This window comes from Bradyrhizobium sp. USDA 326 (genome assembly GCF_049739485.1).
In the GTDB taxonomy this organism is placed as follows: Bacteria; Pseudomonadota; Alphaproteobacteria; order Rhizobiales; family Xanthobacteraceae; genus Bradyrhizobium.
In genome coordinates this window covers 5,651,470-5,663,584 of sequence record NZ_JBMGQA010000001.1, presented here as the reverse complement: position 1 = coordinate 5,663,584, position 12,115 = coordinate 5,651,470, and the positions used below count along the sequence as shown (strand labels likewise).

The window sequence follows — 12,115 nt, the reverse complement described above, 5'->3', positions numbered from 1 at the left end:
CCGCCATGGTAGACGGAAACGCGGCCGTTCGACCAGCACCCGCATTGTTGCCGGCCCTTGGCGCGATGACCTCGCTGCAGGCCCTCGTTGCGCTTGCCTTGTTCGCGCCTGGCGTGGTCGCGCCGCGCGCCCATATCGAGGTCTGGCAGCTCTCGATGTTCTCCTGCGCCGTATTCGCCGTCGGCATCCCCGCATCGTTCTGGGGCGGCGGCTTGATCGCGAGGGTCGGCTCGCTGCGGATCGCGAGCCTGTGCGCGGCGGCCATTGTGGTCGGCATGGCGCTGGCCGCGCTCGGATCGACCGCCGCCCTGCTGGCCGCGGGTCTCTGCATTGGCCTCGCCATGGGGCCCGAAACGCCGGCGAGCGCCGCGCTGCTGGCGCGGCTCGTGACCGCCGAGCGCCGCGCCTTCGTGTTCTCGGTGCGCCAGACCGGTAACCAGATCGGCGCGATCTGCGGCTCGCTGGCCCTGCCCGCGATCGCCATCGCGTTCGCACCGGCCTGGTGCTATGCGGCCGTTGCCGCCTTGGCGCTGCTGGCAATCGCGCTGTTCGAACGATTGCGGCCGGCCTATGCCGGCAAGGTCGCCCCGCCGCCAAAGCTCGATCTCCGCGAGCGGGTGGCGCTGGTGATTGCGGACCGGCGGATTGCGATGCTGGCGCTGGCCTCGATGCCGTTCAGCGCGATGCAGGTGTCGCTCAACACGGTCTTCGTCATGCTCGGCACCCGCGAGCTTGGCCTTAGCCACGTCGAGGCCGGCATGGCGCTAGCCTGCGCGCAGGCCGGCGGGCTGGTCGGCCGGCTCGGCTGGGGCTTCGTGGCGATGCGTCTCAATGCTTCGCGTATGGTGCTCATCGTCATCGGCTTCGGTATGACCTTCTGCGCCGCGCTACTGGGCCTCGAAGGCACCTCACTCGGCCGTACCGGTCAGTTCGCAATTGCGGCGTTGTTCGGGCTGACGGCCTCGGGCTGGAACGGCGTCTTCATCGCCGAGATCGCACGCCTCGCGCCGCAGGACCGGATCGGCGAGACCACCGGCGCGGTATTGACCGCGTCCTATGCCGGCCTGCTGGCGGCGCCCGCGCTGGTGTCGATCCCGGATGGTGTGGCCGGCCTCGGCACAGCCTTCTTTGCCTTGGCCTGCCTGGCTCTCTGCGGCACAGTGGCGCTGATTTGGGGAGGCCATGACCATGCCAGCGCATAGTGCCCGCGAGATCGCGGCCGATGTCGCTGCCGGGCGAACGAGCTCCGTCGAAACCGCAAAGGCTGCGCTCGCGCGCATTGTGGCCGCCAAGGCGTTGAACGCGGTCGTCACGATCGATCCTGCACGCACGCTGGCCGACGCTGCGGCAGTCGATGATCGCCTGCGTGCCGGCGAGACAATGCCGCTCGCCGGCGTCCCCGTCATCGTGAAGGACAACATCTGGGTCGGCGGCTGGCGTGTGACTCAGGGCTCGCGCCTGTTCTGCGATTTCATGGCGCCGCACGATGCCATCGCGATCGAGCGCCTGCGCAAGGCCGGAGCAGTCGTCGTCGGCATCGGCGCAACATCCGAGTTCGCCTGCAAGGGCGTCACCACCACGCCGCTGTATGGGCCAACGCGGCATCCCCTCAATCCCACGCTGACACCAGGTGGCTCGTCGGGGGGACCGGCGGCCGCGGTTGCGGCCGGCCTCGTGCCGCTCGCGATCGGCACCGATGCAGGTGGCTCAAGCCGCAGGCCGCCAGCCCATGTCGGAGTCGCCGGCTTCAAGCCGTCCTATGGCGCAATCCCCTATGGACCAGGTTTCGCGGAGCCCTTCTTCGGCCTCTCCGTCATCGCGCCGATCGCAGCTGATGCGGCGGATATCGCACTGGCGTTCGAGGCCATGGTCGGCGCCGATCCGCGCGATTCGGATTCCGCCGTCGGTTCGCAACGGGCCGAAGACATCGGCGGCCAGCGCATCGCGTTCTCGCCGCGCCTCGGCCTCGATGTCGCGATCGACGACGTCGTCGCGAATGGGCTCGCCGCCGCTATCGACCGCCTTTCCGCGGCAGGTTTGCACATCACGCAGCACGACCCCGTCTGGCCGGAAGGCGCCACGGAAGACGCTATCATGCCGCTTCAGCATGCGGGTCTCGCGGCGCTCTATGGCGATTCCTTCCGCAAGGATCCAACTATTCTCGATCCCGACATCGTCAGGCAGATCGAGCGAGGTCTCACCTGGTCGGGTGCGGAGGTTGCCGGAGCGCTGCTCGCGAGCGCCGCGATCGCCAATGCCTTCGCGGCTTTCTTCGCCGAAGTTGACCTGCTGCTGGCGCCGACCGTCCCGTGCGTCGCGTGGCCGCTGACGCAACTCGGCCCGGACATGATCGGTGGAAAAGTCGTAAGCCCGCGTGCCCACGCGGTGTTCACGCCCTTTATCAATCATGCCCACCTGCCGGCGATTTCGATTCCGTGCGGAACGAATCGGTGCGGGCTTCCATTCGGCCTTCAGATCATCGCCGCGCGCGGACAAGACCGCTCGCTGCTCGGAGCAGCGCAACAGATTGAGGCCATCCTGCGAGTGTAAATCCTGCCGTCACTGAGCGCACATCGACATCGAACACCTGCTCGCCATGCGCATCTCGGATCGCTCGGCCATAGTTGGCCGGTCGAGCCGACTGCGGAACCGCTCGTCTCAGTCCAATGCCTTCTGTTTCAAGCCTGCGGGACCGCTGCCTCGATCGACCGGTCCACCAATGCATAGTGTGCGATGCCTCCGACAATAGTCCTGCAGAAGTTCAGAGTGAAGCGACCGTAAAGAGCGCCTAACCCGGATCCCGAGGACGCAAAGCGATAGGAGGCACCAAGGACACGCGCGATCTCGAACAATCCCATGAGCTCATGGTACACCAGCGCCGACTCAATGCCGAGCAGCGGCAGCGACAGGGCCTGCATACCGATGCCGTTCATGACGCCCTCGCTTCTGGGCGCGGCAGCGGCAGGAATTGCGCAAGATGAGCACTCCTCCATTGATATGGCGTATTGCCGGCGAAGCGCTTGAACACTGTCGTGAAATGAGCCTGCGTCTGAAACCCGACGGTCAAGGCGATGTCGACGAGCGAGACGTCAGCTCGCTGCAGCAATTCCTGGGCTCGCTCGATCCGCCGCTTCAGCAAATACTCGTGCGGCCGCATGCCGACGGCCGCCCGGAACTGCGCGGCGAAGTGCATCCGGCTCAGGCCGGCAACAGCGGCCAGATGCTGCAAGGTGACCTTCGCCTCCAGATTGTCGTCGATGTATTGCATGACGCGCTTGAGGCGCCATTTTTGCAGCGACCGCACCGCCCGGCAGGCGTGCCGTTCGCGGTCACTCTCGGCCGACTCGGACTGGCCTCGTCCGACCGTCGTCCCCCCGCTGGCCTTGCGGGTCAGAATGGCCAAGCGCAATGCGTCGACGAGAATGGCGGAATGGGGATTGTGCATGGCTTTGGTGGCCGCGAGTGCATCCGAGAGGCGCCTCATCACCGGGTCCGCGCCCTCCTCCGCACCCGTCTCCCGATCGGACTCTGCGGACGCGTGCGCAAGACGTTTCGCGGACACCCTGAAGCTCGGCCCGTCATTGGCAGATCCTCGCACGTCCGAAGCAGGCGGCTCGATGGCCAGCGCAACATCCAGATGCACGAGGGAGAGCATCACTGCCTCCTCGCCGGAGCGTAGCGAACGTCTCGATGGCCGCAGCCGCTGGCCGTCGATGGGCGAGACGTCGATTGCGGCGGCGACATGATCCTTGGCAATTTGCGAGTGTGATATCTGCAGCGACATCGTCGAACCTCCTTGTCCCGTTTCGCATTGGCAACGCCTGGCCGGCTTGTCCGAATGCGATGGGAGCAGAGTAGTTCGGCGATCCGCGCGCTCCATTCTACGCGCGGGTGCATGGATAAGGTCTCGGGTTAACCGCGTCATACGTAAGTATGATCCTGGGCGAGAGGGCGAGCGGAACACTTCGCCTGCATCTACCCGAGGCCTGCAGCTCCGCCCGCCTGCGGTAAGTTGACGCGCCCGCGACCGGCAAAATCACCAATAAGCCTCGTTCCGCTGGGGAATCTCCGTGCCGGCGCCCACGCCGGATCGGCTATCCACGAGGTCTTCCAAGAGAGCACGAAAATCAGCAGACGGGATATTGTGGGCGCGATCAAATCGCGGCATCAACGCGGCTGCAATGAGAAGAAGCCCCGCCTGCGACGATGACGAACTTTGATCGGCCCACTGGTTCATCCATGAGCCGCGCCGGTTTGCGGTTCTGGTCCGCCGTCCTCGCCCTTGCGGTCTTCATGGTCGACGTGCTGACGCCGCTCGAGGGCGCGGTCGCGGTTCTCTACGTCGTTGCGATCCTGCTTGCAGCGAGGACGAACCGGCGCAACGACATCGTCGTCGCCGCGATCGGCTGTGCCGCCCTGACGATCACGGCGTATCTATTGTCGCATGATCACGAGCCCATCGGCTCGCCGGCCCTTCGTGCCCTGGTGAGCCTCGCGGCCATCGCCATCACCACGCTGCTCGCGCTCCAGAATCATGCCGCAACCAATCGCCTGGCGGCGCAGGCGCGTCTGCTCAACCTCTCGCATGACATGATTTTCGTCCGCGATCGCGCGGGCGTGATCAATTTCTGGAACAGGGCCGCGGAACAGACTTATGGCTGGTCGGCCGACGAGGCGCTTGGGCAGCTCGCCGACAAGCTTCTGCGAACCAGCTATTCCGACCGGAGGGAAGTCATCGAGGCCACCCTGCTCGACACGGGGCGATGGGAAGGCAGGGTTGAGCAGCGCACGAAGGCCGGCGCCACCCTCGCAGTCGATGCCCGCTGGGCCCTGCAACACGACCTTCTCGGCAAACCCGTCGGAGTGCTCGAAACGCACACCGACGTCACGGACCAGGTCGCGGCGCACAGCGCACTCGTGCAGAGCGAGCAGCGTTACCGCCGAATGTTCGACGCAAGCCGGATCGGCGTCGTCGAGGAAGACTGGAGCGGACTGCGGACCGCGCTGGATTCGCTACCTCCCCGTGGCGCGGACCTGCGCGATTATCTGGCGCGACATCCCGATTTCGTCCGTTATGCCCGCGGACTTGCCAAAATCACCGACGTCAATCCTGCCCTGCAGAAGATGGCGGGGGCAAGCAGCTCTGCGGCCTTCATCCAGAACGTGGACAAGCTGCTGGGCGAGAACGATCGTAGTTTCCTCGACGCGCTGGCGGCCTTCGCGGAAGGAGAGCGGTTCCACGAAGGGGAAACCGAGCTCGTGCGCCTCGACGGACGCAAGGTTCCCGTGCTGTTCACGATCACCTTTCCGCCTCAATCCGACGAAGATCATAACGTGCTCGTCTTCGTCGTCGACATTACCGAGCGCCGGCAGGCGCAGGATGCGCTGCTCGCGGCGCAAGCCGAGCTCGCTCATGCCGCGCGCGTTGCAACCCTCGGCGAGCTCAGCGCGTCGATTGCGCATGAGGTGAACCAGCCGCTCGCGGCGATCGTCACCAGCGGCGAAGCGGGCTTGCGGTGGCTGCGGCGCGACGTACCCGACCTCAAGGAGGTCACGACGTCGATCGGCCATGTCGTCGCTCAGGGGCGCCGCGCCAGCGAGATCGTGACCCGCATCCGCACCTTCCTGAAGAAGGCCCTGCCCCAGCGGGATATGCTACAAATCGGCGAGATCATCGAGGAGGCGACTGCACTGGTCGCGCGCGAACTCGCCAAGGACAAGGTCACCCTCACCATCGAATCGCAGCCCAGCCTGCCACCGATCCGCGGCGATCGGGTCCAGCTGCAACAGGTTCTGGTCAATCTTCTGATCAACGCCGGCCAGGCCATGGCAGGCCAGCCCAGTTCCCGCACGATCACGCTGCGCGCCGGCAGCGAGGACAGCGAAACCCTCACGATTACGGTACAGGATAGCGGCCCAGGCATCCAGCCGGAGGATCTGCCGCGCCTGTTTGATCCGTTCTTCACGACGAAGGATGGCGGAATGGGCATGGGGCTTGCGATCTGCCGAACCACGGTGGAAGCTCACGGCGGCCGATTGTCGGTGGCGAGCACCCTGGGAGCGGGAACGACATTCCACCTGACATTGCCATTTAGCCAAGAGCACGCCTTGCCATGACACGACCAGACCAGGCGCAGCCGCCGGCCCAGCCTTCCAACGCAATCGTCATTGTCGTCGACGACGACGCAGCGATCCGCGCCTCGCTCGACAGCCTGTTCCGATCCGTCGGCCTCCAGACGCGCCTGTTCGGCTCGCCCGCCGAATTGCTTGCCGGCTCGCTGCCCGACGGTCCCGGCTGCATCGTGCTGGACGTCCGCCTTCCCGGTGTGAGCGGGCTCGATCTGCAGAGCCAGTTCGTCCGGCAGGGCATCAGCTATCCAATCATCTTCATGAGCGGCCACGGGGACATTCCGATGTCGGTACGTGCCATGAAGGCCGGCGCCGTCGACTTCCTTTCCAAGCCGTTCCGCGACCAGGACATGCTAGATGCCGTGACCGCGGCGCTTGAGCGCGATGCGCAGCACCGTGCCGAAGCCGCGGCTAAGGAGGACATCCGCGCCCAGTACGAAACCCTGACGGCGCGCGAGCGTGAGGTGATGGGCCATGTCACCGCCGGCCTGATGAACAAGCAGGTGGCAGCCCTGATCGGACTCAGCGAGATCACGGTTAAAATCCACCGAGGGAACGTCATGCGCAAGATGGGGGTTAGGTCACTGGCCGACCTCGTTCGCAAGGCCGAGGCGCTCGGAGTTTCCCAAACCCGCAGGACTACGGACCAAACCTGAGTATAATTTCGGCGGTCCGGCCTCAGGGTGCATAAGGCGCCATGGGCCGCGCAACGGGAGATATCCTCCTTGCCTTGCGGAACACCGCGGTCAGGATTGTGCGCAAATGGCCAAGACTCCTGTGATTGCGATTGTGGAGGACGATGAAGGGGTTCGCGCTTCGCTTGCGAGCCTGGTGCGTTCGCTCGGCTACGAGGCCGATGCCTACGAGTCCGGCCTGGACTTCCTGCGGAATGCGCCGGGAGACGATCCGGCATGCATGATCACCGACGTGCAGATGCCGGTCATCACGGGCGATGAGTTGCAGGCCCAATTGATTGCGGCCGGCCGCCGCTTCCCGATCATCTTCATGACCGCATTTCCAAGCGAATCCGTGCGCCAGCGTGTGATGGCCGCGGGCGCGCATTGCTATCTCGGCAAGCCCTCCAGCGGCGATGAGATCATCCGCTGCCTCGAAGAGGCGCTGGCTGGCCACGCGCCGTAATCCCTCTATTCGTCCCTCGCGCAAGGCCCTCCTCCCCAACCAGACGTGCATTCCGGCAACTGGGTTGATGGACCGGAAATACCGGCAGGCCCTGCAAATCTCATAGTCGGCCTCGACTTTGTGGGCTTCGGCCGGGCGGCATGCTCTGCCGAGAACGGAAGGGGCAGGATTCCCGTGAACACCACCAGGGCTGCCGCGCCGTCTGCGCTGGTCTTCGCCGGCTTCCCGGCGAGTTCCTGGGCCTTCGCGCTGCGGGTATGGCTGGCGATGATGCTCGCACTCTATGCGAGCTTCTGGCTCGAGCTCGAATCCCCGTCGTCGGCGGCCTTGACCGTGGCGATCCTGGCCTTACCGACACGCGGTCAGGGCATGGAAAAGGCCGGCTACCGGCTACTCGCGACGGCGATCGGGGTCGCGGCATCGATTGCGATCGCCGGCGCGTTTTCTCAGACCGACGGCCTTCTGCTCGCCGTGCTCGGCATCTGGGTCGGGCTCTGCGTCTATTTCGCCACCATGCTGGACGGCAATCGTGCCTATGCGGCGGCGCTCTGCTGCATCACCGTCGCCCTGATCGCCATCCAGCAGATTGACACGCCGCTTCGGGTGTTTCCGACCGGCATCGCGCGCGGTGCCGCCATAGGCATCGGCGTCCTTGCGGTGGCGCTGGTCAACGATGTGCTGGCCGCGCCGGACTATCATCCGGTGCTGGCAGGCCGCATCGAGGCGCTTCACCGCCGGGTCACGGACCTCGAGCAAGGTATCGAGCATGCCTCCGCAGCGACTGCGGCGATCCTGCTGCACGACATCGCGGCGGTGCGTCCGGAGATCGCCAGCCTTGCGACCGAATCGAGCATCGGAACGGCCAGATCCGCGGCCGCGCGTACCGCGTTGGTCGACCTCGTCAGCGCATTTTCTCTCGGCCGCATGCTCGCGGCGGTTCCCGCCACCTCCACTGCGTCGCCACACGCAGCTGAGCTAATAGCGACTGCCCGATCCTGGCTCCGGGCCGAGATCAGCCGAAAGAACGCGCAGGTGCGTAGCAGCCTCGGTGCACTGCATGAAGGGAAGCGGCCGTATCATGCATGGCGCGCGCCGCTCTATCGCTCGCGCCGCATCGCGGCGGAAATCGCCGCACGAGCCACGATCTCGTTTACGCTGATCGCGCTTTTCTTCGTGCTGACAGGCTGGCCCTCCACCGAGCTCTGCCTCACGCTCGTGGCGGCGATCATCGGCCTCGGCTCCACGACGCCTGCGCCACGCAGCTTCGCGATGGTGACGCTGACGGCGATGCCGATCGCCTGCGCGCTGGCGGGCATCCTGAAATACCTCGTTTTCAACGGTGTATCCGAATTTCAATTGCTGGCGATCGGCCTTGCGCCTGTCGTCATCGGTCTCGCGCTGCTGATCTCGTTGCCGAACCCGATGCTGTCGTCCCTCGGCCGCCTCATCCTGGTGTTCGCGATCGCCGTCCTCGCACCGACCAATCCGCAGAGCTACGACCCCGAGGTGTTCCTGGTGACGAGCTTCTTCGCCTGCCTGTCGGCGGTGCTCGTGTTCGCCGCGCAGTTGCAGCTGCCTCCATTGTCGGGCGAGCAGCGAGTTCGTCTGCTGCTGCGAGAGGCTGGGGGCGAGCTGCGCGACCTCGACCGCTGGCGAGCTCGAGATCTCGCGCCAGAGGAAGCAGCATTTCGCGACGCAGCGCGGATCGAACAGATCCTAACCGCAAACGCCGCCTCGGCTCTCAATGGTCAGATCGCGGCCAACGCGATGCGCTGTTTCGACCAGGCTGAGAGCTTGCGGCGCTGCTGCACCGAACTGCAGCGGCTGACACAGGATCCACTCGCCCGAGTGGTGCAGGACGCGCGAGAGGCCCTCGCGCACCGCGACGGTGCCGCGATCCTCGCTGCTGCCGAGGCGATACGCCAACTGGCATCGCGAAACAACCTGTCCGCCAATTCGGCTATCGCCGTGCTGGTTACGGCAAGCACCGTACTTGCACCATCGCAGTCTCCAACCGCCACCAGCCAAGGCAAACAGTCATGACGAACACTTATCGGGAGCTCGTCGTCGGTGGCGTGCTCATTGCCCCCATCGTCTCCTATGCCGCAATCGCGCTGGCAGCGTTCCTGATGCTTCGCCCGCTGCTGCGATTGATCGGCTTCGCGAAAGTCTTCAGCAACCCGTCGCTGGCCGAACTTTGCCTCTACGTCGCGATGTTCGGCACGCTCACGCTGTTCTTCTAGGGAGAAGTGCCATGGAAGCTACCCTGCGTCGGGACGCCGCTCCCCTTCGTGGCGAACCAACAGCCAAAGCACCAGTCGATGCCACCACAGACGCCGTGAACGGTACAAACGCGCCGGAGACCGTGGCGCGTGACACCAGTGATCGCGCACCGGACAGCGTCAGACCTTCGGTATCGGCGACGCCCGCCGCGAGGCCACTGCGCGAATCGGTCGGCCGTTTCATGCGCCGTGCCGGCAAGCACCTTGCGACTCTCGGCATCGCGCTGGTCGCAATTCTCATAGCGGCTTCAACCTGGCAGCACTACGTCACTGCGCCCTGGACGCGGAACGGCACCGTCCGCGTCCAGGTCGCCAACGTGGCGCCGCAAGTAGCGGGCAAGATCGTGGAGCTTCGGGTCGCCGACAACCAGTTCGTCCACAAGGGCGACGTTCTATACGTGATCGATCCGTTCGACTTCGAGGTGGCCGTCCGGATCGGCAAGTCTCTGGTCGACCAGCGGGCGGCGGACCTCGTGGTGAAGCAGGCCGAGTTCGATCGTCGGCAGCACCTGTCCGATCTTGCAACGACGCCCGAAGAACAGCAAATCTATGCAGGCAGCGCGGCGCAGGCGAAAGCTGCCTACGAGGCTGCGGCGCACCAGCTCGCGCAGGCGGAGCTGAACCTGAAGCGCACGAGCGTGGTCAGTCCCGTCGATGGCTACGTCACCAACCTCTTGTTGCGCGCGGGAGACTATGCCGTCACCGGCGTCAGCAACGTTTCCGTGATCGATTCCAACAGTTTCTGGATCGACGGCTACTTCGAGGAAACCAAGATGGCGCGGGTTTGCATTGGCGACCGCGCCGAAGCACAACTGATCGGCTATCCTAAGCCGATACTGGGACATGTGAAGACCGTGACGCGCGGGATCAGCGTGTCGAACGCCGCCGCTGGCACACAGGGCCTGCCCGCCGTGGACCCGATCTACACCTGGGTGCGGCTCGCGCAGCGCGTACCGGTACGCCTCGCCATCAACACTGTGCCTCCCGATGTGCCGCTCGTCTCCGGCATGACAGCGACAGTGACGATCCGGCAGCCCGCCGCGGGCGAAGGCCAAGCCTGGCTCGACCGGTTCCGCGCGAACTTCGTCGATCCCCTCTCCGATCTGTTCGGCGCAGGCCGCCCGCCTCGCCCGGACTGCCTGCAGACGACATCGCAGCAGCGCCCCGAAGTGGAAGTACTTCCCTATATGCGCGAGCCCGCGGTTCCTCCGGCAGAGACGATCGCGCCCGGCCTGACCCCCGGCATCGATGCCTCGCCACGCCTGCACTGACACGCGCGCGCTGGCACAGAGCCACCCGGAACGCGTCGAGCGCCGGCATATTCTCGGGCGCCGGGCTGACGTCGGAACGCAAGAGCCCCATCTCGCGTGCTGCGCACGGGCCCGTCGTGAATCATGCGAAATGAGAAACGGCGGGGGTTCATGAAATACTCTCGCTGCGGGATCGGCGATGGTGTGCATGTTGAGTGACTGAGACCCCCAAGTCACGGCTCGAGCCTCCTTCCTCCCTAGGCGTACGAGCGTTCTAGGGGCCGTCCTCCCCCAAGGGACGGCCCCTTTTTTTGACAGCACAAGTCCCGATCGAGGGCACTGTCCCGATCGGGACTTTGCCGGCGCTAGCTAGTGGTTGATCTGACGCGTGAGCCAGGTGCGGACACCCTCAACGCTCCTGAAGTCATCCAGCGCGTGCGCCGGAAGTCCGGGCGCGATGTCCGCAACCATGCCGCTCAGCGCATGTCCCGGCCCGAGCTCGAGAAACCCCGTCGCGCCCGCTTCGACGCAGGCTTGCAGGCAATCGGCCCATTGCACGGTCTGCGAGATCTGCGCTGCAAGTTTGTCGAGACCCGTCTCGCGCGCGACGACCGGAGCGGCATCGATTCCGCTCAGAATGCGCGCACCACTCCTCGGCGGGAATATCACCGATGCCTCGCGCAGGATCTCACGAAACACGGCAGACGCCGCGGAGAGGCGTTGGGTGTGGGAGGCGACCTCGACCGGCAACGCGACGATCCTTGCATGCATAGCCCGCGCGTCTCGGGCAAGCCCGCTTAGCGCCTCACGACCGCCGCCAATGACAAAGGCATCGCCTGGATTGACGATGGCCACCGAAGTGCCGTGACGCTCGCAAAGGCGATCGACCTCGTCCCGGGAAGGACCGCGGACGAAGATCAGTCCGTCACCGGCGCGCGTGGCCGCATCCATGGCCTCCGCGCGGCGCGCCACCAGATTGAGCGTTGCGGTCGCATCGAACAAGCCGCCGACACCCCAAGCCGCGACTTCGCCGACACTATAGCCGGCCATGATGACCCCATGCGGAATGACATCTGCGAGCACACACGCCGCAGCGAGCGGATGCAAGGTGCAGAGAATCTGGCCGGCACGGTTGCGGTGCAGAGCCTCGTCGGCTTCGTCGCGAACGAAATCGCGTGGATCCCTGCCACCGAGCAATGCCGCCGCATGCGCAAACAGGGGCGCGGCCTCCGGTGCATGGCCCGTGAGGGCGAACATGTCGCGATGCTGCCTGCCCTGCCCCGAACAAAGAATTGCCAATGTCATGATCGCGCC

Annotated in this window: 11 protein-coding genes; 8 read left to right on the top strand and 3 right to left on the bottom strand. The window is 65.4% G+C overall.

Annotation, left to right across the window (positions count from 1 at the left end; genetic code table 11):
- Nucleotides 1-5: 5 nt before the first annotated feature.
- On the top strand, nucleotides 6-1,202 hold the full coding sequence (locus ABIG06_RS26535) for an MFS transporter (protein ID WP_370139200.1): 1,197 nt from the start codon (nucleotides 6-8) through the stop codon (nucleotides 1,200-1,202).
- Nucleotides 1,183-2,550, top strand: coding sequence for an amidase (locus ABIG06_RS26530; protein ID WP_370139199.1), 1,368 nt, complete (start codon nucleotides 1,183-1,185; stop codon nucleotides 2,548-2,550). The genes ABIG06_RS26535 and ABIG06_RS26530 overlap by 20 nt, the downstream gene beginning before the upstream one ends.
- 128 nt (nucleotides 2,551-2,678) lie before the next feature.
- On the opposite strand, the gene ABIG06_RS26525 is transcribed toward ABIG06_RS26530, so the two are convergent.
- A complete protein-coding gene (locus ABIG06_RS26525) occupies nucleotides 2,679-2,933 on the bottom strand; it encodes a hypothetical protein (protein WP_370139198.1) in 255 nt (84 codons plus the stop codon).
- On the bottom strand, nucleotides 2,930-3,784 hold the full coding sequence (locus tag ABIG06_RS26520; protein WP_370139197.1) for a helix-turn-helix domain-containing protein: 855 nt from the start codon (nucleotides 3,782-3,784) through the stop codon (nucleotides 2,930-2,932). Before ABIG06_RS26520 ends, ABIG06_RS26525 begins: the two co-directional genes overlap by 4 nt.
- 701 nt (nucleotides 3,785-4,485) lie before the next feature.
- Here ABIG06_RS26520 and ABIG06_RS26515 point away from each other — a divergent pair.
- The 6 genes from ABIG06_RS26515 (at nucleotide 4,486) to ABIG06_RS26490 (ending at nucleotide 10,822) form a co-directional block, all read left to right on the top strand.
- On the top strand, nucleotides 4,486-6,117 hold the full coding sequence (locus ABIG06_RS26515; RefSeq protein ID WP_370139196.1) for an ATP-binding protein: 1,632 nt from the start codon (nucleotides 4,486-4,488) through the stop codon (nucleotides 6,115-6,117).
- Nucleotides 6,114-6,785: a response regulator transcription factor gene (locus ABIG06_RS26510; RefSeq protein WP_370139195.1), complete on the top strand. Its 672-nt coding sequence runs from the start codon at nucleotides 6,114-6,116 to the stop codon at nucleotides 6,783-6,785. Before ABIG06_RS26515 ends, ABIG06_RS26510 begins: the two co-directional genes overlap by 4 nt.
- Nucleotides 6,786-6,891: 106 nt before the next feature.
- Complete coding sequence (locus tag ABIG06_RS26505) at nucleotides 6,892-7,269, top strand: response regulator transcription factor (protein WP_124158529.1); 378 nt, start codon at nucleotides 6,892-6,894, stop codon at nucleotides 7,267-7,269.
- Between the two features lie 174 nt (nucleotides 7,270-7,443).
- Nucleotides 7,444-9,312 (top strand): FUSC family protein, encoded by a 1,869-nt coding sequence (locus ABIG06_RS26500; protein WP_370139194.1) that lies wholly within the window; start codon nucleotides 7,444-7,446, stop codon nucleotides 9,310-9,312.
- Nucleotides 9,309-9,512 carry a DUF1656 domain-containing protein gene (locus ABIG06_RS26495; protein WP_370139193.1) on the top strand — a complete coding sequence of 68 codons (204 nt, stop codon included), beginning with the start codon at nucleotides 9,309-9,311 and terminating at the stop codon, nucleotides 9,510-9,512. Before ABIG06_RS26500 ends, ABIG06_RS26495 begins: the two co-directional genes overlap by 4 nt.
- An 11-nt stretch (nucleotides 9,513-9,523) precedes the next feature.
- Nucleotides 9,524-10,822 carry a biotin/lipoyl-binding protein gene (locus tag ABIG06_RS26490; protein WP_370139192.1) on the top strand — a complete coding sequence of 433 codons (1,299 nt, stop codon included), beginning with the start codon at nucleotides 9,524-9,526 and terminating at the stop codon, nucleotides 10,820-10,822.
- Between the two features lie 348 nt (nucleotides 10,823-11,170).
- On the opposite strand, the gene ABIG06_RS26485 is transcribed toward ABIG06_RS26490, so the two are convergent.
- Complete coding sequence (locus ABIG06_RS26485) at nucleotides 11,171-12,106, bottom strand: acyltransferase domain-containing protein (protein WP_370139191.1); 936 nt, start codon at nucleotides 12,104-12,106, stop codon at nucleotides 11,171-11,173.
- Nucleotides 12,107-12,115 lie beyond the last annotated feature (9 nt).